This is a genomic window from Mesorhizobium sp. AR02 (assembly GCF_024746835.1).
GTDB lineage: Bacteria > Pseudomonadota > Alphaproteobacteria > Rhizobiales > Rhizobiaceae > Mesorhizobium.
In genome coordinates, this window is record NZ_CP080531.1 from 4,844,784 (window position 1) to 4,867,492 (window position 22,709).

The window sequence follows — 22,709 nt, forward strand, 5'->3', positions numbered from 1 at the left end:
TTTTTTGGACGCCTCACGATCGACATATGACAGTCTTCTGAACCGGATTTCGACGCGCGTCGCACAGGTCGGCGTGATCGGACTGGGCTATGTCGGGTTGCCGCTGGCGGTTGCGATCGCACACGCCGGCTTCCAGGTTTCCGGCTTCGACATCGAAGCCCAGAAGGTCGAGAGCCTGAACAACGGCCAATCCTACATTGAGGCGGTGACGTCGACAGCCCTTGCCAGCCAGGTGGCGAGCGGACGGTTCCGCGCCACCGCGGACTTTGCCGAACTGGCCGTCTGCGATGTCATCATCATCTGCGTTCCGACACCGCTGACGAAACACCGTGAGCCAGACCTCTCCTTTGTCAGGAACACGGCAGGCACCATCGCGAAGCATCTGCGTCTCGGCCAGCTGATCGTGCTGGAATCGACCACCTATCCCGGCACCACTGACGACGTGGTCAAGCCCATACTGGAAGAAACCGGCTTGCAGTCGAAGATAGACTTCTTCCTCGGCTTCTCGCCCGAACGCGAGGATCCCGGCAACCGCAGCTTTGTAGTCGCGACGATCCCCAAGGTTGTGGCAGGCGACGGCATTGAAGCGGCGACGCTCGTGCAGGCTTTCTACCAGAACGTGGTCGAGACCGTCGTTCCGGTTTCCACCACGGCGACCGCCGAGGCGGTCAAGCTGACGGAAAACATCTTCCGCTCGGTCAATATAGCCCTCGTCAACGAGTTGAAGGTCGTGCTCGGTGCGATGGGCATCGACATCTGGGAGGTGATCGAGGCGGCAAAGACCAAGCCCTTCGGCTATATGCCTTTCTATCCTGGCCCGGGACTTGGCGGGCACTGCGTCCCGATCGATCCCTTCTATCTGACGTGGAAGGCGCGCGAATACGAACTGCCGACCCGCTTCATCGAGCTGGCGGCGGAGATCAACACGGCCATGCCGCGTCATGTGGTCGATGAACTGGCGAAGGCACTGGACCGGCGCTGCGGCAAAGCGCTCAGCCGCTCGCGCATTCTCATCATCGGGCTAGCCTATAAGAAGAATGTGCCCGACATCCGCGAAAGCCCCTCACTGCGGCTCATTGAACTCATCGAGGAATGGGGCGGCAAGGCGGAATTCCACGATCCGCATGTTACCGAGATCCCGACCACACGGGAGCATATGGCGATCAAGGGGCGTTGCTCGGTCGAATTGACCGAGGCGGCCTTAAAGGATTTCGATGCTGTCGTCGTTGCAACCGACCACGACGCGATCGACTATCAGACGATCGCTGATCACGCCCTTCTGATCGTCGACACACGCAATGTTTTTGGCCGCCTCGGGCTGGCCCGAGAGACGGTGGTGAAGGCCTGACGGCGTCTGAGCCGGCGAATTTTTTGCCCGATGTCAGGATCGTGATTGCACTTCGCCGGCAGCCTCGCCACATAATGATAAATGCAGTTGCGCTCGCTCCTTGGCTGCAAGGACAGTCATCGCCGCTTTTGCCGCCGAAGCCAGCCTCGTTGACTTCGGGGGCTTATCTTTGGATCGTTGGCGGACTGAGTTATGGCGGATCAATGGACGGGTTTCGAGACAGCATGAACACAGCGCAAGCAGAAATTTCCACCATTCTCATGGATAAGGTTGCCGATTGGCTGACCCAATCGGCGCTGGCGGGCAACGACCTGGAAACATTGATAAAAGGCTTTTGCGAACGGCTGGCTGCCGCCGGCCTGCCACTGAAGCGGGTGCATTTGAGCTTTTCGATGCTGCATCCGCTTTATGACGCGCTTGGCTTCACCTGGTTTCGCGGCCAAGGCCTGGAAGTGGAGGGCTTCCGCAACGAGGGCGGCGTGCAGTCCGACAGGTTCCTGACCAGCCCATACTACCATCTGCTTAGCAACAAGCTCGACCATCTGCGGCGCCGGTTCGAGCCGTCGGTGCCGTTGGAGTTTCCTGTTTTCGAGGAACTCAAGCTTATGGGCGTCACCGATTACATGGCTTTCGTCCATCCCTTCAGCGGCAACACCAGTCAGGGCATGATGGGGTCTTGGTCCACCGACAGTGCTGCAGGCTTCAGCGACAGCATGATTGCGGCGCTGCTGCGAATCCAGAACCATCTCGCTATCGCAACCAAGATGGCGGTGCTCACCAAGCTCGCCGACAACATGATGACCACTTATCTCGGCGGCGACGCCGGCAGGCGCGTGCTGGACGGCCAGATCAAGCGCGGCGAGGGCGACACGATCCGGGCCGCACTGGTCATGGGCGATATGCGCGGGTCGACTAGGCTTGCCGAAACCTCTGGCCGCGAAATCTATATCGATACGCTGAACCAGTTTTTCGATGCCATTGCTGCACCTTTCAATCGCAGAGGCGGGCAGATCATGAGTTTCCTGGGGGATGGCTTCATCGCCGTCTACCCTTGCGAAAGGCACCGCTCGCAGTCCGAGATCGCCTGCCAGGCTGCTCTTGCGGCAGCGCACAAGGCCACCGCGCGCATGATGGATCTCAATCTGCGCAGAAAGGAGCGGGGGCTGGGCGACATACAATTTGGTATCGGCCTGCATGTGGGTAATGTGATGTTCGGCAATGTCGGGCTTACCGACCGGCTCACATTCTCTGTCTTCGGCTCGGCCGTAAACGAGGTCCAGCGCCTACAGACCCTGACCAAGAAATATCCGCACAGCGTTCTCGCCAGCGAAGACTTCGCCAGCTACTGCGGCGCCAGCAGCTGGTTGACGCTCGGCAAGGAGGAACTGCGGGGCATCAAGCACAAGCTGACGGTGCTTGCACCCGATCTGTCGGGTGCTCTCGCACTCGATGAAGACGCTGCGCTGGAGCCGGCCCACGACCGAAGATCGGACGCCGAGCAGGTCATGCTGCTTCATCGCGATACCGCGCGGATATCGGCGGGCGACCCGGCGAAGCTCCAGTAACCGCCACGATCCGGTCCGAACGCCATTGGTAGGCAGTCCGGTTCGTCGGTTCCGCCACTGGCGACCGTTTCGAATCCAAGTTGCTCTAAGCTGGCAATGCGCTAGTCTCGGTTTCTGGACTGCCAGAGTGGGGCTGGTGTGAGAATGAATTCGGGTTTTGATCTGCTGCGGATCGAGGATGTTGGCATCTCTTTTGCCATTATCGGGGGGCCGTTGCATGCCGTCAGGCGCGCAAGTCTTCGCGTGCTGCCCGGCAAGGTTACCGCGCTTGTGGGCGAGTCAGGTTCCGGAAAATCGGTTCTCAGCCAGGCCGTGATGGGCATTTTGCCGAACACAGCCCATGTTCGCGGCCGTATCCTGTTTTCCGATCCTGAAAAGCCCGGCACGACGCAGGATATCCTGCAGATGCCGCGTGATGGACCCGAAATCCGGGCGCTGAGAGGCAGCCGCATTGGCAAGATCTTTCAGGAGCCGATGACATCACTGTCACCGCTGCACACGATCGGCAACCAGGTCAGCGAATCCCTGCAGATTCATACGCCCATGGCTCGGGCGGAGCGCAAGGCACAGACCGAGGAAATGCTCAGCCTTGTCGGCTTTCCCAATCCCAAGCGCGCCTACGACATGTATCCGTTTGAACTTTCGGGAGGATTGCGTCAACGCGCCATGATCGCCATGGCTCTCATCTGCCGGCCCGCTTTGCTGATCGCCGATGAGCCGACGACAGCGTTGGACGTCACCATCCAGGCGCAAATCCTGCAATTGCTGCGCGGGCTTCAGACCAAGCTGAACATGGCGATGCTGCTGATCACGCACGACCTCGGCGTTGTCGCCAATGTCGCCGACGAGGTGGTGGTCATGTACCATGGCGAGATCATGGAAGCGGGACCTGTGGAGGCAATATTCCGCCGGCCGGGCCACCCTTACCTGAAGGGCCTGATGGCAGCCGTCCCGCATTTCGACCTGAAGCCCGGCGAAAGGCTAAAGGCGCTCCGCGAGGTGCCGGTGAATGTCGAGAACCTGCTCGGCAAGCAGACGGCGCCGGCATCGAAGGGGCCGGACGACATCCTGCTGTCGGTCAGGGATCTGAAAAAGGTCTTCACCATCCGCAAGTCCGGATGGTTTGGCGGGGATCATCAAACGTCTGTTCGCGCCGTGGACGGCGTGAGCTTCGATATCAGGCGGGGTGAGTGCCTGGGTCTGGTCGGCGAAAGCGGCTCCGGCAAAACCACCGTCAGCAAGATGCTGATGCGGGCTGTCACCCCTAGCGGCGGCTCCGTGGTCTTCAACGGCCGCGACAGATCAATCGACGTCCTAGAGGCCGAGGGAGACACCCTGCGCATGCTGCGCGCGAAAATCCAGATGGTCTTCCAGGATCCGGTTTCGTCGCTTTCACCTCGCATGACGGTGGAGAACATCTTGAGCGAGCCGCTGGAAATCCATCAACGCGGCAATGCCGCGTCCCGACTCGCCACGGTCAAGAGCCTGATGCAGGCAATCGGGCTCGATCCGCGCTTCATCAAGCGTTATCCGCACAGCTTCTCGGGCGGGCAGCGTCAGCGTATCGGCATCGCGCGCGCGTTGGCGCTAGGGCCTGAACTCCTGATCTGCGACGAGCCGGTTTCGGCGCTCGATGTCTCTGTCCAGGCGCAGATCCTGAACCTTCTGAAGGACCTGCAGAAAGAACTAGGCCTGACCTACCTGTTCATATCCCACAATCTGGCGGTGGTGGACTACATGGCAGACCGCATCGCGGTGATGTGCGGCGGGCGTATCGTCGAGCTTGCGCCGCGCGAAATCCTGCTGAGGAAGCCGATCCACCCCTACACGCGCTCACTGGTCGCCGCGGTACCTTTCCCCGATCTCGACAGGCCGATGGATTTCAAGACGCTGAAGCTCAGCGGCGCTTCCGACACCAGCGCATGGGGACCGCAATTCCGCGATGAGGGCGACGAGGATATGCTGTCGCCGCTCGATCTTGGCGGCGGCCACCTCGTGCTGGCCCGACGTTCGGCCGATGTCAGCGAGCTACGCCATTGATCCGCCGGCGCACCCTCCTTGGCGTCATGGCTTCGGCATTTCTGCCGGGCACGGTGCGCGCCGGCGATCTGGAGCCGGAATTTCTTCAACCGCGGTTGAAGGCCAGGGCTCTGCCGGCACTCGCCGAACGCCTGCCCAAGAGCCCGCGCGCGTTGAATCTCGCTGCGATGGGCCGGCAGCCCGGCCAGTATGGCGGCACGCTGCGCACGATCATCGGCAGCCAGAAAGATATCCGGATGATGACGATCTACGGGTATGCTCGGCTGGTCGGCTATGACGAAAAGCTCAAGATGCAACCCGACATTCTGGAAAGTTTCGATGTAGCGAATGATCGCGTCTTCACTTTCAAGATACGGGAAGGACATAAATGGTCCGACGGTAGCCTGCTGACGCCGGAGGATTTTCGCTATTGTTGGGAAGATGTCTGGCTGAACGATGAGCTTTCGGAAGGCGGGCTCGCCCCGGCCCTCCTGGCGGACGGCAAGCCGCCTCGCTTCGAGATCGTCGATCCGTTGACGGTCCGCTATAGTTGGGATGCGCCCAATCCCGACTTCCTGCCAAAGCTCGCCGCTGCTTCGCCGCTACCGCTTGTTCTGCCGGCCGCCTATCTCAAGCAGTTCCACAAGAAATATCAGGATCCATTCCGGCTCGCCGGCCTGATGAAGGAGTACCGGGCCAAGAAATGGACGCTCTTGCATATCCGCATGTCGCGGCAGTATCGCCCGGAGAACCCGGATCTGCCGACGCTCGATCCCTGGCAGAATCGGACCAAGCCGCCGGCTGAGCAGTTCGTCTTCGAGCGCAACCCGTTCTTTCATCGAATAGACGAGAATGGCCGGCAACTGCCCTATGTTGACCGGATTGTCATGAGTGTCAGCTCGTCGGCGATCATTTCCGCCAAGACCGGCGCGGGCGAGAGCGACCTGCAATGCATGGGAATTGACTTCACCGACTACTCCTTCCTGAAGGACGCGGAGAAGCGCTACCCGGTGAAGATGCATCTCTGGAAACGCACACAGGGCTCGCGGCTGGCGCTGCTGCCCAATCTGAATTGTGCCGACCAGGTGTGGCGTGACCTCTTCCGTGACGTGCGCGTGCGCCGCGCACTTTCGCTCGCTGTGGACAGGCGCGAGATCAACATGGCCGTGTTCTACGGATTGGCGCAGGAAAGTGCCGATACAGTCCTGCCGGAGAGCCCGCTCTACCGGCCGGAATTCGCGAAAGCCTGGGTCGCCCATGATCCCGACCAGGCCAATGCGCTGCTCGACGAGGTCGGGCTTCAGAGGCGTGACGATGACGGCTTGCGGATACTTCCCGACGGACGCCCGGCGCAGGTCATCGTGGAAACGGCCGGCGAAAGTACCCTGGAAACCGACGCGCTCGAACTCATCACCGATCACTGGCGCAAGATCGGCATTGCCCTGTTCATCCGGACTTCGCAGCGAGACATCTTCCGCAGCCGCGCGCTTGGCGGCGAGATCATGATGTCGATGTGGTCGGGCATCGACAACGGCGTGCCGACCGCCGACATGAACCCGTACCAGTTGGCCCCCACCATCGACGACCAACTGCAATGGCCGCTCTGGGGTGCTCACTACTTGTCTCATGGCACGGTCGGTGAAGCGCCCGATCTTCCGCCCGTGGTCGAGCTGATGGCTTTGCTCAAGCGCTGGAACGCATCAACCGAAGCCGCGGAGCGCGCCGAAATCTGGAATTCAATGCTATCGGTCTACACCGATCAGGTGTTTTCGATCGGCACGGTGAACGCAACATATCAGCCGGTTCTGGCGTCCTCTCGGCTGCGCAACCTGCCTGACAAGGCGCTCTACGGCTACGACCCGACTGCCTATTTCGGTGTCTATATGCCGGATACATTCTGGCTTGGAGAGACCTGAGCGTGCTTCGATATATTGTCTGGCGCATCGCCGTGATGGTTCCAACGCTGCTGATCATATCGGCGCTGGTGTTCACGATCATCGAACTTCCGCCAGGCGACTATTTCGACAGCTATGTTGCCGAGCTTCGGGCTCAGGGCGAAGCGGTGGATTCCGATCGCATCCAGATGATGCGCAAGGAATATGGTTTCGACCAGCCGCCGGTCATTCGCTACTTCTACTGGGTCGGCGGGATGCTGCACGGCGATTTCGGCTATTCCTTCGAATATGAGCTGCCGGTTCGCGACGTCGTCGGGGACCGAATGTGGCTGACCGTGCTGGTTTCCTTCGTCACGATCATCGTCACCTGGCTCATCGCCTTTCCGATCGGCATGTACTCCGCCACGCACCAATACAGCTGGGGCGACTACGGCCTGACGTTCTTGGGCCTTCTCGGCCTTGCCATTCCGAACTTCATGCTGGCCCTGATCCTGATGTATTTCGCCAACATCTGGTTCGGCACGTCCATCGGCCATCTTATGGACCAGCAATATCTCGGCGAGCCTATGAGCTGGGACAAGGCGAAGTCGATCCTCGCCCATCTCTGGATTCCGGTCTTGATCATCGGCACCGGGGGCACGGCAAGCATGATCCGGCGGCTGCGCGCCAATCTGCTCGACGAGCTACACAAACAATATGTCGTGACCGCGCGCGCCAAAGGCCTTCATCCCTTCAAGGCGCTGGTCAAATATCCGCTGCGCATGGCGCTCAATTTCTTTATTTCCGACATCGGCTCTATCCTGCCGGCCATCATCTCCGGCGCCGAAATCACCGCGATCGTGCTGTCTTTGGAAACGACCGGGCCGATGCTGATCAGGGCACTGCAAAGCCAGGACATGTATCTGGCAGGGTCGTTCCTGATGTTCCTCGCCTTCCTGACGGTCATCGGTGTGCTGATTTCCGACCTGGCGCTGGCGCTGCTTGATCCACGAATTCGTTTGCAGGGCGGCAGCACCAAATGAACACGCAATCGCCGCTGCCCGCTCCGGGTGCTCCACTGCAACACTACATTTCCGTCGCGCCCTTTGACCTGCAGTCGGTCGAGGCGATGACGCCGGAGCAATCGAAGGTCTATCAGGCGTCGCAGTTGCGGCTGATGTGGTGGAAATTCCGAAAGCACCGGCTTGCCGTCGTATCCGGCATATTCCTGGCAGCGCTTTATTTCGGGATACTGATCTGCGAGTTCCTGGCGCCCTACAATCTGCACACGCGCAACATGGACTACATCTATTCGCCGCCGCAGCGGGTGCACCTGTTCCACAACGGCCAGCTCGTCGGGCCGTTCGTCTATGGCCGCCACATGACGCTGGATATGGACACGCTCAAGCGAAACTACATCGAGAAACAGGATGATGTTCAGCGGATTCGTTTCTTCTGCAAGGGCGACGGTTACCGGTTCTGGGGACTGATCGAAGGTGACAGGCATCTTGTCTGCCCTGCCGAAAACGGCCAGCTCTTTCTGGCCGGCACCGACAGGCTAGGGCGCGATGTGCTCTCGCGCATCATCTATGGCGCACGCATCTCACTGACAATCGGCCTCGTCGGCATCAGTTTCAGCTTTGTGCTCGGCATCGTCATCGGCGGACTGGCGGGCTATCACGGCGGTATCTTCGACCTGATCGTTCAACGGATAATCGAAGTTCTGCAATCGATCCCCAGCATTCCGCTGTGGCTGGCTCTGGCGGCGATCATGCCGATAACCTGGAGCCCGATCCTGATCTATTTCGGCATCACCGTCATTCTCGGGCTAATCCACTGGACCGGACTGGCGCGGGCCGTGCGTTCAAAGCTTCTAGCCTTGCGCGAGGAGGATTACGTTCTGGCCGCGCAATTGATGGGTGCCAGCAGCAGCCGCATCATCGGGCGTCACCTCATTCCTGGCTTCATGTCGCATCTGATCGCGACGGCGACGATCTCCATACCCGGCATGATCCTGGGCGAGACGGCGCTGAGCTTCCTCGGACTCGGCCTGAGGGCACCGACAACCAGCTGGGGCATCCTGCTCACCGAGGCACGCAGCGTCAGCGTGATCGCCTTCTATCCATGGCTGCTTTTGCCGATGCTCCCCGTCATTTTCGTCATCATGGCGTTCAACTTCTTCGGCGACGGGTTGCGGGACGCCGCGGACCCCTATAAGTGAGATCGCCATTCCTCCACGCCGGGGCGCCGGACCCACCCGGTATGATCCTAGTCGGCAGCCTTGTTCGACTGTCGCAGTGTTCATGGTTCGCCTCTATATGGGGCGAGACGCGATCGGGGTTAAACACGTCGCCCTCGGGTTTCACCCGTGAACCGTTCTGGTCGTGGGGCATTGCCGATCTCTTGAGCTGGTTCGGGACACACAAACGCATATGACTCGCCTCGATAATTTCATCAGCAGGATGACCTCACAGCGCGACATTCTCAATCAAATCTGCCCCGAGGTGGCGAAGATGGAGGGGCCTGTCCTCGAGCTCGGCCTCGGCAATGGCCGGACGTTCCACCATCTGCGCGAGCGCCTGCCTGGACGCCGGATCGTGGTGTTCGACCGCGAAGTTGGCGCACACGCCAGCTCAATTCCCGAAGCTGAAAACATCGTGCTCGGCGACATACGCGAGACGGCAATCAGGTTCATCGGCATCGACGCCGCTCTTGTCCATGCCGACATCGGCACCGGCTATGAAGATCGCGATGCAGTGATCTCCACCTGGCTTCCGGATCTGATTGCGCGCCTGCTTCGCATCGGCGGCTTCGCGGTCAGCGGCACGCCGCTCGATCACCCGCTGTTGCAACGCCTCCCGCCGCCGCCTTCGGTGCCCCTCGGTCGTTATTTTATCAGCAGGCGCGTGTGAGGGTGGAGACGGGTCTTCAGGGACCCAGTCTTCAAGGGATCGTATATACTGCTATCTCCCGCTCAATGCCGCGCAGCGAGACCTCGTGGGGCACGGGCGTCAGCGCGTTCCTGCGCAACAGAGCGGCGGTGAGATTGTCTTCGACCACCGCACGGGTGGCGAAGATCGCCTGTGCGTTGGCAAGGTTCTGGACCCGCGAAGCAATGTTGACCGTCTGGCCGAAATAGTCCTGTCGCTCGTTCATGGAAACGGCGATGCAGGGGCCGGCATGGACTCCGATCTTGAGCAGCAGATCCTCGCGCCCGCCCTTGTCGTTGAGTGCACGCATGGCATCGCGCATCCTGAGCGCCGCAGCAATCGCACGATCAGGCGTCGCGAAGGTCGCCATCACCGCATCACCGATCGTCTTCACCACCGCGCCTGCCTCCGCCGCGACGATCTCGTGCAGAACCTGGAAATGCGCGCGCACAAGATCGAAGGCTGAAAGGTCGCCCACCCGCTCGTAAAGCGCGGTCGATCCGCGCAGGTCGGTGAACAGGAAAGTCAGGCTGGTGATCTTCAGGCGCTGGTTGATATCGAGCGTATCCGTGCGATAGAGATCGCGGAACGTCTGGTTGGTGAGCAAGCGCTTGGCGGTGAGGAAGGGCCGGCGTTTGCCGAGGAAATCATGCAATACCTGGCCGGCGATGAAGACCGTCGGCAGCACGCGGGTGTCGGTCCTGTTTTCCAGCGAAATGCGCAACGGGCCGGGTTGCATCTCCAGCGTCTGGTTCTGGACATGGTCGCGGTCGAAGACCAAAGAGAGGCTTCGGCGCTCCTTTGTTGGATCGCCCTTCACGTCGATGAACTGCGCTGAATGGGTGACCGGCTCGAAGATAATGATGAATTCGGACGGAAGCTGTATGGGCAGAACCGCCTTTTCACCGGGCGCAAGCTCGATATCCTCCAGCGAGAACGCTTCGATCGTTTTCGCGAAATCCTCGTCCGGCAGATCGACGCCGGACGCCCAGTAGATCTGGCGGAAATATTCCACCATCGGCAGTTCGTGTGGATTGTGGGCGGCAATCCTGCGCACGCGGGGACTGACGGTGAATGTCACCTCGACCATCTCGTCGAGGGTCGGCGAATAGCCCTCGGCGCACAGCGCGCAGGTGTATTCGTCCTTCTGCAGGGTTTTCAGCGTGGCGTTGGTGTCGAGTACGCCGCCACAGCCGGGGCACAGAACATTCCAGGAAATGTCGAAGATGCCCACCCGCGCCGCATGGAGAAAGGCGCTTATGGCGCTCTCCTCGTCGAGGCCATGCTTGCTGGCGAAGGCTGGCGCATTGATGCGGCAAAGTTCGCGGTCATTGCCCTCCGCGATGGTTCGCTTGATCGCGTCGATTGCCCGTGGATCGACATCGGTCGATTGCCGCAGAAGCGAGAACAGATCCTGAGCTTCGTTCATCGTGCAGGCTCCGGAAAATGCGCCTCCCGAGGCGAGTTGACCGGACCGCTCCTTGGTCCGAGTGATTCATTTTACGTCGAAACGGATCGTACGGCCATTCGAATAGACAAGCCTGGTGACAGCTCGATTTCCATCCGACCGCAAGCGGCACTATGATGGTCCACGGGTATTCACCTTTTGGGGCCCTTTCCATGCAGACGTCCGACAACCCGCCATTTCCAGCAGCCCTGCGCGTTTTCTCCGCTGGGGTCATCATCGTCCTGATCGTGGGCGCCGGCCTGTTTTTCGCGCCGGCGCTGGTCAAGCCGCGCTGGCCCTGGCCCGTCACGCCATTCAGTGCCCGTTTCCTCGGCGGCTTCTACACCGCCGAAATGGCGGTGATGGCGGCGCTCTTGTTCTGGAATCGCTGGTCGCCCGGCAGGCTGGTGCTCGTCATGGCCTTCATCTTCACCGTCATCGTGTCGGCGGTTTCGTTGATCAATCTCGGCTATTTCAACTTCGAACGAAAAGCGGCCTGGCTCTGGTTCCTGGTCTATCTAGCCTCGGCCGCGGTATCTGGGCTGTTCCTGTGGTGGGCCAGGGCCCGTCCTTCGGCAAAAGGCGTGACCCTAAACCCCGCATGGCGCGGCTATATGTTGGCGGAAACGGCGATCCTTGGGCTCTACGGCGTCGGCATGTTGCTGTTTCCCCAGGTGGTTAGCAGCAACTGGCCATGGCCGGTCGATCCCTTCCACGGCCAGGTCTACAGCGCCATCTTCCTCGCCGGCGCCGGCGGCACATACCTCGTCTGGAGAAGTGCGCCGCGCGAGGAACTGCTGGTGCTCGGCCTGGCGCAATTTCTGGTCGGCCTGCTTGCCATCCTTGGCCTGGTCATCACCGACGCAGCGGTGCACCGGATCGACTGGACGGCGACTAAAACATTGTGCTGGCTCGCCCTTTTCGGCTGGATCGCCGTCAGCGGCATCTTCAAACTCTACGCCGCTTCCCGCCATTTCAGCTCGCAAACGGTATAATAAGGTGCAGAGACGGCTGGATTTTCAGGTGACGTCCGGTGCATCGTGCCGAGCCGATTGCCTTCGCCGGGAACGCCATGACCAGCACGACCTCCGCTGAGAAAATCCAGCCGCAGCTCCGCGCCGTAAGGCCGAGCGATGCGGAGGCGCTTTGCGCCATCTTCAACATGCCGGGCTTCCGCTGGGGTACGCTCAGGATGCCTTTCGAGATGGTGGAGCAGGTGGAGCGGCGCATCGCCAAGTCCGGCCAGGAAACCACCTGGATCGTTGCCGAGTTGGACGGCAAGGTCGTCGGCCATGGCAACCTTGTTGTGCAGGGCTCGCCGCGCCGTTCGCATATCGGCGAGATCAATATCGGCCTTGACGATGCCTTTGTCGGCAAGGGCATCGGCTCTGCCATACTTGGCGCGCTGCTTGACGTGGCCGACAACTGGCGCGCCCTGAAGCGGGTCGAATTGACCGTCTATGCCGACAACGAACCGGCGGTCCGTCTCTACACAAGCCACGGCTTCGAGGTCGAAGGCCGGCATGTTAAGGCCGGTTTTACCGACGGGCAGTACCACGACCTCCTGAGCATGGCCCGGCTGCGGTTCTGAGATCCGCTGTCTCCCTTGGCGTTTGCACCGCAAGCGGCTAGACGGGACCAATGACCGCCGTCTTTGACCCAACCCCTACGCCTCCGGCAGAAATTCTGGCTGTGCTGTCGCGGCTCTGCCCGGAAGTCGTGCGTGACATCGAGCAGAACTGGAATGCACCGGTTTCCGATTACGCCCGCCATCTGTGGCGGCCGGTGGCAAGGCCTGCATCGGGCCCGGCGATCGCTGCCCGCTCGGTCCTGCGCGAAGTCCTGCAGCAGCGCCTCGGTATGATCATGCTGCCTGAGGAGATCGGCAAGGCGCTCGACGAGTTCGAGCACAGACCGGTGATTCAGTCCGGCCTGCACTGCCTGCTTCTTATGGACCGGATCACCTTCGATGCCCTCCTGCTTGCCTGGCTCGGCGCGGTCGAAATCGGGCTGTCGGCCTTCTTCTGCTTCATGGGAACGACGATGACCATGGAGACCATCGGCCGGGAGGGGCCGGGATGGCTCGATGTCGGCGACGACAAGGTCAATCTGTTTGGCATGGGCCGCCACAAACTGTGCCGCAAAAGCGCCTGTGCGGCCGGTCCCGTCTCCCTCAACAAGCGCGCACTCGAAGCGGTGGGCGATGAAACGGATGCCAGCCGCTGGCTGGGCACGTTGCTTTCCAGCCAGGACAAGGTGTTTGGAACCGCCGCCGATGCGCTGACAGCCCTCAACGAGGATCTGGTCGCCGATTGGGATCGTTCCGGCATGGCCCTGCCGGTTTTCATCGACGATCGGCTCGCCGCTTCTGCCATGGCGCGGCATCTAGAAGATGATGGCAGCCTTCTTTCCAGGCTGCTCATTGAGCCTGCAAGGCGCCAGCGTCTCGAACGTGCCTTGCAAGAGGCCGCATCGGGCCCATTTGGCAGATTCCTACCCAATACCACCGCCTATTTCTGGGGCATCCGCGAGGAGCGCGTGCGCAAGCTCGTCCTCGAGAACGGACACCTGATCGAGCTTGACAGGCCGCATGGCCTTTCCATCCCGTTCGAGCGGCAGCATCTCAAGCAGGCGCTGCTGGACGGCCTGCTGCTGCCGAACCTGTTCCTGACGTTCCTCGTCCTAGCCATATTGCCGCGGGTGCGGGTTGTGGGCGGCCTGAGACAGATTGGCTATGTTGCGCTTTTCCATCAGACCCTGCTGGCTGCGCTAGACGAAAACGTGCCGGAGGAGCGCGATCTGGCTGCGGAGCTGCAGGTTCGGGAAAATGCCTGGGGCATGCGGGTCATCGATGAAAAGATCTCCGTCCGCGAGCAGCTTGCCGGCCTGCCGGAAGGGGCGCTCTTCCCCGACCTGCTGCGGCAATACCGTTTGCGGACTTTTGCAGAGACGACCGACGACCTGAAGCTGGTTCGCGAAAACGCCCGATGGCGCAAGATCGGCCACGCAGGGACCAAGGCGACCTGAACCTCACTTCAGGCCTAGTTGATTTTCGTGCGCAGCCGCATGGCCTCACCTGTCATTGCACGATAGCGGCCTTGCGGAGGCCGTCGACCATGAGTTCGAAATCGGCAGGGTTCTTGTAAGGCAAGACTTTGCGACGGTATTCCAGCGAATAGTCGGGATTGACGCGAAGCACCTCCTGCCATGCCGTGCGGGCCTCCTCTAAACGGCCCAGATGGCCGTAGCTGGCGGCCAGAAGCGCGCGCGAGACGTCGGTGATAGCATTGCGAGCCAGCCGTTGCAGCAAGAGGTCAACGGCCTCGTCGTACCTTCCCAGTTGAAACAACGCCAAAGCCTGGAAGTGCAGAAGCACATCTGGAAAATATGGGTTCAAGGTCTTTCCCCGGGCGAAACTCTCGAGGGCCTCCTCAGGTCTGCCTGAATAGTACAGCGTTTCGCCGCGGCAGACATGCGCTTCGGCGAAGTTCGGATTGAGGACCAGTGCGCGCTCGACCTCTTCGATGGCCTCATCGTGCCGTCGTGTGTACAGCTTGGCTATCGCCAACGCCCAGTGCGCCCAGGGATCGTTGTCATCGAGCGTTACCGCTCGCGTTGCGGCCTCTTCGGCTTGCGCCATCGATTCCGGCGGTGACGCACCCCACCTATTCAGGTAATCGATGCCGTGCGTGAGGGCAAGGAAAGCGTAGGCAGAGGCAAAGTTCGGGTCCAGTTCGGTGGCACGTTGCAAGAGCTCGCGGGCCGCGACGTTCGTGTCCTTCGTCAGCCGGTGCCACAGCTCCCGGCCCCGCAGGAAACAGTCATACGCCTCCGTGTTGCGCGGGTGCTCCGGCGCCAGCCGCAGACGGGCGCCATCAGTCAGGTTGAGCGCCAGCGCACCAACGATCTGCTGCGTCACGTCGTCCTGCACGGCGAATATGTCGGTCAGGTCGCGATCGAACCGCTCCGCCCAAAGATGGCCGCCCGTGGTTGCATCGATGAGCTGCGCGGTGATCCGCACCCTGTTCCCCGACTTGCGTACGCTGCCCTCGAGTACATGCCGCACGCCGAGCTTCGTGCCCACCTCCTGCACATGGACGTTCTGGCCCTTGAAGGTGAACGACGAATTGCGTGCGATGACGAAGAGCTGCGACAGTTTGGACAGCGCCGTGATGATGTCTTCGGAGATGCCGTCGGCGAAGTAGTCCTGCTCGGCGTCACCGCTCATGTTGGCGAACGGCAGGACGGCGATCGACAGCTTCGGCGGCGCCGCCGCAGCCGGCCGGCTCGTCGCGGTTTCCGAGGTCGCGGCCGGCTTGGTCCCGACGCTGCCGACTTGCAGCGAATAGACCCGGATCGGCTCGGCGATGTTCTTGAGCTGCGTGCTGCCGAGATCGCTGACCGAGAGGTCGAGCCTCGCCTTGACCTGGCGATAGGCATCCTCGGACAGGCAGATGGCGCCGGGCGCCGCTACGCCCTCCAGACGCGAGGCGATATTGACGCCGTCGCCCATCAGGTCGCCGTCGCTTTCTTCGACCACATCCCCCAGATGGATGCCGATCCTGAACTCGATGCGGCGGTCCTGCGGCACGCCGGCATTGCGCTCAACCATACCATTCTGAACCTCAATGGCGCAGCGCACCGCATCCACCACACTGCGGAACTCAACCAGCGCCCCATCCCCGGTGCGCTTGATCACACGCCCGTTGTGCACTGCGATGATTGGATCGATCAGGTCGCTGCGCAGTGCCCGCAACCTCGCCAAAGTACGATCTTCGTCCGCGCTTGCGAGCCGGCTGTATCCAACCACATCTGCAGCCAGGATTGCCGCCAGCTTACGATTCTCGCTCAAGGGTCCGTCTCCTCATCCCCACGATAGCAGGAAGACGGCGGCAAGAGGGAACTTTCGCAAACGACGCCACGCACCGCCGGCATCGGCAGCGCTCCGCCACAGGACCACACCGCGCTTGCCGGTCGACGGCTATCGGTTCATCCTTGCAAATACCCTGGCCGTGAAGTGCGTGGCGAGATCGCGCCGACACGGCCCCTAGTGAGGTCTTGTCCTATGGACTGCTCGGGCTGCGGTTTCGAGGTTGATGGCGGCTTCGCTTTCTGTCCGAGGTGTGGCAGGCGCCAGCCCGTGCCATGCGCCAGTTGCGGCTACCTCTGCGCACCGGATTTCGAGTTCTGTCCAAAGTGTGGGGCAAGCGTCGGTGCGCCCGCAAAAGCCGTCGAACGGCCTGCTCCGACAGCAAGTCGGACCATTGTGCCGCCTTCTCGAACTCCGTCGCTGCTTGCGAACATCGAAAGCGAAGATGGGCTGCATCCCGTCTCTGACGCCGATCGCCGGACGGTAACGGTCCTGTTCGCCGACCTTTGCGGCTTCACGACACTCAGCGAGCAGCTCGACCCCGAGGTCATGCAAGCGCTGCAGAACGAACTGTTCAAGGAATTGACGGCGGCTGTGCGAAACTTTGGTGGTTTCGTCGACAAATTCATCGGCGATGCACTGCTCGCTTTGTTCGGTGCGCCGGTCGCGCATGAGGACGATCCGGAACGTGCGCTTCGCGCCGCTCTCGACATGATCGCCCGGACGGCGCGGCTCGGCGAAAGTGCCCCCCACTCCGGCACGCCTCTGCTGCTCCACATCGGCATAAACACCGGTCCAGTCGTCACTGGCGGATTGGGCATCGGCACCGCCAAATCCTATTCGGTGACCGGCGACACGGTGAATACGGCGCAGCGCCTGCAATCGCTGGCCGCACCGGGTGAGGTGCTGGTAGGCGAGCTCACGCACAGGCTGACCCGGCATGCCTTCTCTTACGAACCGCTGGGCGATGTCGTGCTTCGCGGCAAGGCTGGCAGTGTGCTCGTCCATCGACTGGATGCACCGCTTGCGGCGCCGCGTGCAGCGCGTGGGCTCGAGGCGCTCGGCCTCAGCGCGCCGATAATAGGTCGTGGTGCGGAGCTCCATAGAATGCTGGAGAGCCTTGACCAGGCGTGCGGCGGCTCTGCCCAGCTTGTCCGCCTCGTCGGAGAAGCCGGTATCGGGAAATCGCGGCTTGTGAAGGAGTTCGTCGCCCGCGTCGGCGACGAGGATCGTTTTCGCAACGTCGCCGTGCGGCAGGCCACCTGCTCACCGCTTGGCGAACAATCATTTGGCGCCTTGGGCGCAGTGGTGCGCAGCGCTGCCGGGATGATGCAAAACGACAATGGAGACGAAATGCGGGGGAAGCTCGCAGGCTTGCTTACCGATCTCGGCCTGCAGGGCGAGGAGGCGAAGCGGCTGATGCCTTTGCTCTACCATGTGCTTGGCCTTGGCGACCCCGATGCCACCTTGCAGCATGTCGAGCCCGAGCAGTTGCGGCGGCAAATTCTCTACGCGGTTCGCACAATCATCGAACGGCGGCTTGCGTTGTCGCCGCTGTTGATTGTCGTCGAAGACCTGCACTGGGCCGACGCCGTGTCGCTCGAGGCACTACGTTTCGTGATGGACAGGTTGGAACGCAGGCGGTTGATGTTGCTGGTCACGCATCGTCCGGCGCCGGACAACGACCAACTCGACTCAAGTCGGGTCAGCCACACGGCGCTCAGGCTTTCGCCGCTCAACGGCGATGACGGACGCAGCCTGCTGGCGGCGCTTTTCGGCGAGAACTGGGTAAACACCGCAGGCGGGCTTGTCGACCAGATCCTCGAGCGCGCGGGTGGCAACCCGCTTTTTGTCGAGGAGATCGTTCGCGGCCTTATCGATCGCGGGCTACTGGTGCGCGAGGGCCAGCGATGGCGCACCATGGCAGGCGAAGTCGCAACTGGCATTCCCGCCACCATCCAGGCGATGTTGCTTGCTCGCGTCGACCGACTGCCCCAGGAGGTGCGCCGGTTGGCCCAGGAAGCCGCGGTAATCGGCCCGCGCTTCGATGCCACACTTCTGAAATCCGTGACGGCCGACCCAAGCCGGCTGGAAGCCGGCTGCGAACTGCTTTGCGATGCGGAAATCATCGAGGAAGTTGCCGGATCAGGCTCGGTCTCGTCGCAAAGCTACCGCTTCACGCAAACATTGCTGCAGGACGTGATCTACCAGAATCTGCTCCTGCAACGCCGGACCGACATCCACGGGCGGGTCGGTGCTGCCTTGGAGCAACTATACGGCGACAAGCCGGAACGGCTCGAGGATTTGACCGTGCTCGGTCATCATTTCGCACTGAGTGCCGAGCGGGAGAGAGGCGCACATCACCTCCAGGCGGCGGGCGATCGCGCTCGCATGATATACGCCAATGACGACGCCCTTCGTCTCTACGAGCGAGCGCTGACTGCGTTGGGCGCGATCGGGCAAACACCGCTCAAACTGGCAATTGCAGAGCGCATTGCCGATTTGAGCGGCCCGGCAGGCCGCCGCGAGATCGCGCACCACCACTACGAGACGGTGTTGCTGGCATACCGCGACTCAGCCGATCGTGTCGCTTCGGCGCGGGTTTTGCGTAAGATCGGTCGGCTGCTCTGGGACGTCGGCAAGCGGGACAACGCAGAATCCCGCTACGCCGAAGCGGCAGCGCTCCTCGAGGGAGCGGATGCCCCGGTCGAGCAGGCGCATCTCTGGCAAGAACGTGGCCGGCAGGCGTTCCGCAGCGGAGATCACGCTCTCGCGGCAAAATGGGCAGACGCGGCGCTGGATTGCGTAGCCACTCTGACAAGGGAACACGTCTCGGAGGTAGGGCGTGATGCCACTCTTGTGACAGCCGAGGCACTCAATACCAAGGCTGTCGCGCTGGCTCGCCTCGGGCGAAACCACGAGGCCGTGGGTCAGGTTGAGCGCAGCATCGAATTGGCCGAAGCCGCCGGTCTGCTGGGCGCGGCCTGCCGTGGCTACACCAATCTCGGCGTGCTTTACACGACCATCGATCCGGCACGGGCGATCGAAGTCTGTCGGCGCGGTCTCGACGTGGCGCGCCGTATCGGTGATTTGGGCTTCCAGGCGCGCCTGCTGGCCAATCTGGCGGTCGCTTGCTGTACTTTCACGGATCGCTGTCCGACAGAGGGCGTGCCTGCCGCAGAAAAGGCCATTGAGATCGATCGGGCACTCGACCAGCGCGAGCACCTGCCGGTGCCGTTGATCGTACTTGGGCAGATCCACCAGTGCAACGGCCGCCCGGAACTGGCGGTTGGCTTGTTCCACGAAGCACTGGATGTCGCCTGCGAAACGGGCGAGCCCCAACTGCTGTTTCCGTGCTATAATGGTCTTGCAACGCTTAATCTCGATCTCGACAATCTGGCCGAGGCCGAACGCTACTTTTCCCTGGCGCAGGATATATGCGCCCAGCACGGGCTCGACCCGGAAGCGCTTGTGGTGCTGCCTTTTCTCGACTAGCCGGGCGGGAGGTTGGACAATGTCTGCGCCTAGTGACTTGGTACCGCTTCAACCGGGCGACCGTGCGCCGAACGTGATACTCGACGCCATTACCCAAGAAGGCAAGATCGCGCTTGACGACTTTCGCGGGCAAAAACCGGTGCTGGTCGGCCTGTTTCGAGGCCTGCATTGCGCGTTTTGCCGGCGCCATATCGCCGCCCAGGCGCGGCTTGATCCGGAGCTGCGCGAAAAGGGTGTGGAGAGCCTGACGGTGGTCAACACGCCGATCGAACGGGCGCGCCTCTATTTCCGCTACCACCCGATGCCGAATCTGCTTGCGGCCTCCGACCCCGAACGTGCTTCACATCGTGCTTTTGGACTGCCCAATCTCGAATTTACCGAAAACGAGACGAACTGGCCGTACAAGGTCGCGATGGCAGCGGCAAAGGGCTTGCGGGTCGACATACCAGGCGTGCTGCCCGGCCCAATGGATCCTTTTGCGGCCGGTGAAATTCTCGAGAAGAAGGACCCCTACGAACTGACCGAAGCCGACGAGCAGATGATGGCAACGGGACACGGACAACTGGTCGGTCAGTTCCTGCTGGACCGGCAGGGGATCGTACGCTGGAGCTTCACGGAGGTTCCAGAGGGCGGGCGATACATGTTTGGGGCGCCAAACCCACGGGAGCTGATGTCGGCCGTGTCGCAAGTCGCCCAATAGACAAGTTCACCGTTCATTCGAGCACGGCCTCGACAATGGCAACAAAGTCATCGAGCGAGCGATCCCCGCGAATCTCGATGCGCGGAAGGTCGATGGGATCGCAATCGAGGTCCGCCGGCCCGTGTTTGCGGCCGAAGCCGATTCGATAGCCGCACTCCTTGGCCAGCCGGCCAAGCCGTCGGTCAGTGACGGAGAAGGGTGCCGCGAACGCCGTGGTTGGCCGACCGGTCCACCGTTCGATGAACATACGGGAGCGCAGGAGCTCGGCGGCCAGGTCAGAGCTCGACAGACCATCGATCGCGCGATGTGTCGCCATATGGCTTCCGAAGAAGGCACCTTCGCCGGCGAGGCGTCGCACCATCCCAGCGTCCATAAGCGGCGTCGGCGGACCGCTGTGGGCGTCCCACTGTGCACTTTCACCCACCAAGTCCGTCACCAGGAACACTTCCGCGGTCAGGTCGTTGGCGCGCAAGGTCGGCCAGGCATGGTCGGCAAAGTTCTGGAAGCCGTCATCGAAGGTGATGAGCACAGGGCGGCCAACGAAAGGCTGACGGTTGGCGATGAACTGTTCCAGCTGCTCTGAACTAATCGCGTGAAAGCCATTGGCGCGCAGCCATGCCATCTGGCTGGCGAATGCGGCGGGCGTGAGCCGAAAACGGGCGAGCGCGGCCGCACCTTCATCGGCGACGCCGTGATACATGAGGACGGGGATACGCTGGCGCCGCTCGTTACGCGCGACGTCGCGGCGCAAGGCCCGCGCCCCGCCCCAGATGATATTTCGCGCGACCCCGATTTCGATGGGTGCGCGGATCGGCACATGATCAATCCTCGGTTCCGTCACCACATCGTCCGGTGACAGGCGGCGGAAGCGGTCTATGCGATAGAGCTCGGTCTGGATCGATTGCTCGAGGACGAGGCCTTCGGTCGCTGCCAGCGTCTCCGAGATGGCCTGGGCACCGAATGTGTTCCAGTCGAAGCCCGTCCTTTCAACATTGTCACGTAGGACGAATGCGTGTGCGCTGATGAAACTGCCGCCAGGCGCCAACGCCTCAGCGAATTTTTTGGTGATGCGCCGCAACTCCGCGAGATTATCCAGATAGTAGAGCACTTCCGAACAAAAGATCAGATCCATCTCACCCGGCAGCGTGTCCGCAGCGAAATCCAGCACGCCGAACTCAATGTTAGGCTGATCGCTGCATCGCGCACGAGCCCGCTCGATGGCTATGGCGGAGATGTCGGTTGCGGTCAAATGGCTCACACGCGACGCCAGCTGCCGCGTGAAGTGGCCCTCCGCGCAGGCCAGCTCAAGCGCCCGTCCGATGGGACCGGCAGGCAGGATTTCGAGCTGCCGCTCATATTTTTCCTGCTCATAGAACGAGCCGTAGTTCCACGGATCCTCGGTCGCGAAATAGCTATTCCAGAACGCCGTGCGATCATTCCTGTCCGTGGCCCGTGCTCGGCGCGGCGCGGCAGGAGGCTGTGCTGGTTCGGCGCTCGACCGGACCAGTTCCCGCGCTTCAGCGGCCAATTGGGCGAGCTTGCCGAAGTGACTGTCCGGATCGGACCGGCGTTCGGCTGTGGACAACAATGCCTCGGCTGCAAGCGTGTTTGACGTGTCGGCACCGGCGCCCTCCTGCGGCACAGCAGATCGTCCTGCAAGCCTTGCCGTACTGTCTGCAAGCCGCTCAGCGGGCACGATATTCCGGATCAACTCAATCCAATGATCCCTTGTCACTGTCCCGAGCACGCCAAACTGCAAGGCAGCCTCGATCTGGCCGTCCATCATCAGATAGGCATAAATTCGGTCGATGCCTTCCGGTAGTTCAATCGCGGTCGGATTGCGTGCGTCGACGCGAATTCCAAGTGTCCGCGCCAGCCTGCGCGGCGCGGCAAGATCGTCGGCATCGAGAAGCATTTGCTCAAGCTGATACTGGACGCGGCGACCCGCTGCGGGATTGTCCCAGACCTTGCCGAGTTCGATGATCAACTCGGTGATGGCCCCGCCGAACCTGTCCCACCTGGCAGCCAATTGCGCTGGCGCCGACAGGCTTCCCACCATAAGGCCGTCGAAGACCACCTTGGCGATCTCACGTGTCCACTTACGTCCTGCCGGGAGCGCGCGCAGGGACTGCGGATCGATCGAGCGCGAGCCGCGGCCGCAATCCGACGCGGCGTTCCACAACGCGGTCCACGCGAGGGCTTCGGAAGCGGTACCGCCGTTCGCATTATCCTTGGCCATCGAGCTTTCGTTTTCTTCGGCAAGAGTCGGCGAATGTCAAAAACGGATGACGGCATCGGATGGCAGCACTGCTCTGTCAAGGTCGGGGCGGATTAGAGGCAGGCAAAAAGGCTTGGTGACAGGCTGAATGGCAAGCGCTCATGCCCCTCGTGTATGGCCTGGGATCCTGGTGCCGGCGTTCTGTGCCCAGAATCACCGATGCCCGGTTCATGGAAACGCCCG

At 61.6% G+C, this 22,709-nt stretch carries 15 protein-coding genes; 12 read left to right on the forward strand and 3 right to left on the reverse strand.

Features of this window, described 5'->3' with window-relative positions; translation table 11 throughout:
* Nucleotides 1-4: 4 nt before the first annotated feature.
* The 7 genes from DBIPINDM_RS27605 (at nt 5) to DBIPINDM_RS27635 (ending at nt 9,718) form a co-directional block, all read left to right on the forward strand.
* The gene (locus DBIPINDM_RS27605) at nt 5-1,348 is read left to right on the forward strand and encodes a nucleotide sugar dehydrogenase (RefSeq protein WP_258582153.1); all 1,344 of its coding nucleotides are present in this window, start codon (nt 5-7) and stop codon (nt 1,346-1,348) included.
* 224 nt (nt 1,349-1,572) lie between these two features.
* A complete protein-coding gene (locus DBIPINDM_RS27610; protein WP_258589357.1) occupies nt 1,573-2,913 on the forward strand; it encodes an adenylate/guanylate cyclase domain-containing protein in 1,341 nt (446 codons plus the stop codon).
* Nucleotides 2,914-3,057: 144 nt separating this feature from the next.
* A complete protein-coding gene (locus DBIPINDM_RS27615; protein ID WP_258582154.1) occupies nt 3,058-4,953 on the forward strand; it encodes an ABC transporter ATP-binding protein in 1,896 nt (631 codons plus the stop codon).
* A gap of 26 nt (nt 4,954-4,979) precedes the next feature.
* The gene (locus DBIPINDM_RS27620; RefSeq protein ID WP_416361711.1) at nt 4,980-6,848 is read left to right on the forward strand and encodes an ABC transporter substrate-binding protein; all 1,869 of its coding nucleotides are present in this window, start codon (nt 4,980-4,982) and stop codon (nt 6,846-6,848) included.
* Nucleotides 6,849-6,850: 2 nt separating this feature from the next.
* Complete coding sequence (locus DBIPINDM_RS27625) at nt 6,851-7,849, forward strand: ABC transporter permease (RefSeq protein WP_258582156.1); 999 nt, start codon at nt 6,851-6,853, stop codon at nt 7,847-7,849.
* A complete protein-coding gene (locus DBIPINDM_RS27630; RefSeq protein ID WP_258582157.1) occupies nt 7,846-9,027 on the forward strand; it encodes an ABC transporter permease in 1,182 nt (393 codons plus the stop codon). Before DBIPINDM_RS27625 ends, DBIPINDM_RS27630 begins: the two co-directional genes overlap by 4 nt.
* Before the next feature lie 211 nt (nt 9,028-9,238).
* A complete protein-coding gene (locus DBIPINDM_RS27635) occupies nt 9,239-9,718 on the forward strand; it encodes a class I SAM-dependent methyltransferase (protein WP_258582158.1) in 480 nt (159 codons plus the stop codon).
* Nucleotides 9,719-9,749: 31 nt separating this feature from the next.
* Here the strand turns inward: DBIPINDM_RS27635 and DBIPINDM_RS27640 are convergent, their stop codons facing one another.
* Nucleotides 9,750-11,165, reverse strand: coding sequence for an adenylate/guanylate cyclase domain-containing protein (locus DBIPINDM_RS27640; RefSeq protein WP_258582159.1), 1,416 nt, complete (start codon nt 11,163-11,165; stop codon nt 9,750-9,752).
* 191 nt (nt 11,166-11,356) lie between these two features.
* Here DBIPINDM_RS27640 and DBIPINDM_RS27645 point away from each other — a divergent pair, with 191 nt between their 5' ends.
* From DBIPINDM_RS27645 to DBIPINDM_RS27655, 3 genes are all read left to right on the forward strand, one after another.
* Nucleotides 11,357-12,178 carry a hypothetical protein gene (locus DBIPINDM_RS27645; protein ID WP_258582160.1) on the forward strand — a complete coding sequence of 274 codons (822 nt, stop codon included), beginning with the start codon at nt 11,357-11,359 and terminating at the stop codon, nt 12,176-12,178.
* Between the two features lie 77 nt (nt 12,179-12,255).
* Entirely contained in the window at nt 12,256-12,774 is a 519-nt protein-coding gene (locus tag DBIPINDM_RS27650; protein WP_258582161.1) for a GNAT family N-acetyltransferase, read from the forward strand.
* Between the two features lie 275 nt (nt 12,775-13,049).
* Nucleotides 13,050-14,210 carry a hypothetical protein gene (locus DBIPINDM_RS27655; RefSeq protein WP_258582162.1) on the forward strand — a complete coding sequence of 387 codons (1,161 nt, stop codon included), beginning with the start codon at nt 13,050-13,052 and terminating at the stop codon, nt 14,208-14,210.
* Between the two features lie 52 nt (nt 14,211-14,262).
* On the opposite strand, the gene DBIPINDM_RS27660 is transcribed toward DBIPINDM_RS27655, so the two are convergent.
* A complete protein-coding gene (locus tag DBIPINDM_RS27660) occupies nt 14,263-16,035 on the reverse strand; it encodes an adenylate/guanylate cyclase domain-containing protein (protein ID WP_258582163.1) in 1,773 nt (590 codons plus the stop codon).
* A gap of 213 nt (nt 16,036-16,248) precedes the next feature.
* Here DBIPINDM_RS27660 and DBIPINDM_RS27665 point away from each other — a divergent pair, with 213 nt between their 5' ends.
* Nucleotides 16,249-19,548, forward strand: a complete 3,300-nt coding sequence (locus DBIPINDM_RS27665; RefSeq protein ID WP_258582164.1) for an adenylate/guanylate cyclase domain-containing protein — start codon at nt 16,249-16,251, stop codon at nt 19,546-19,548.
* A 19-nt stretch (nt 19,549-19,567) separates the two neighbouring features.
* Nucleotides 19,568-20,248 carry a redoxin domain-containing protein gene (locus DBIPINDM_RS27670; RefSeq protein WP_258582165.1) on the forward strand — a complete coding sequence of 227 codons (681 nt, stop codon included), beginning with the start codon at nt 19,568-19,570 and terminating at the stop codon, nt 20,246-20,248.
* A 13-nt stretch (nt 20,249-20,261) separates the two neighbouring features.
* Here the strand turns inward: DBIPINDM_RS27670 and DBIPINDM_RS27675 are convergent, their stop codons facing one another.
* A complete protein-coding gene (locus DBIPINDM_RS27675) occupies nt 20,262-22,487 on the reverse strand; it encodes an SAM-dependent methyltransferase (RefSeq protein WP_258582166.1) in 2,226 nt (741 codons plus the stop codon).
* Nucleotides 22,488-22,709 lie beyond the last annotated feature (222 nt).

Coding starts and splice junctions, on each gene's coding strand:
- DBIPINDM_RS27630 (WP_258582157.1), top strand. CDS start 7,846: ATGAACACGCAATCGCCGCTGCCCGCTCCGGGTGCTCCACTGCAACAC.
- DBIPINDM_RS27640 (WP_258582159.1), bottom strand. CDS start 11,165: ATGAACGAAGCTCAGGATCTGTTCTCGCTTCTGCGGCAATCGACCGAT.
- DBIPINDM_RS27645 (WP_258582160.1), top strand. CDS start 11,357: ATGCAGACGTCCGACAACCCGCCATTTCCAGCAGCCCTGCGCGTTTTC.
- DBIPINDM_RS27665 (WP_258582164.1), top strand. CDS start 16,249: ATGGACTGCTCGGGCTGCGGTTTCGAGGTTGATGGCGGCTTCGCTTTC.
- DBIPINDM_RS27620 (WP_416361711.1), top strand. CDS start 4,980: ATGGCTTCGGCATTTCTGCCGGGCACGGTGCGCGCCGGCGATCTGGAG.
- DBIPINDM_RS27650 (WP_258582161.1), top strand. CDS start 12,256: ATGACCAGCACGACCTCCGCTGAGAAAATCCAGCCGCAGCTCCGCGCC.
- DBIPINDM_RS27615 (WP_258582154.1), top strand. CDS start 3,058: ATGAATTCGGGTTTTGATCTGCTGCGGATCGAGGATGTTGGCATCTCT.
- DBIPINDM_RS27610 (WP_258589357.1), top strand. CDS start 1,573: ATGAACACAGCGCAAGCAGAAATTTCCACCATTCTCATGGATAAGGTT.
- DBIPINDM_RS27655 (WP_258582162.1), top strand. CDS start 13,050: ATGCTGCCTGAGGAGATCGGCAAGGCGCTCGACGAGTTCGAGCACAGA.
- DBIPINDM_RS27635 (WP_258582158.1), top strand. CDS start 9,239: ATGACTCGCCTCGATAATTTCATCAGCAGGATGACCTCACAGCGCGAC.
- DBIPINDM_RS27675 (WP_258582166.1), bottom strand. CDS start 22,487: ATGGCCAAGGATAATGCGAACGGCGGTACCGCTTCCGAAGCCCTCGCG.
- DBIPINDM_RS27670 (WP_258582165.1), top strand. CDS start 19,568: ATGTCTGCGCCTAGTGACTTGGTACCGCTTCAACCGGGCGACCGTGCG.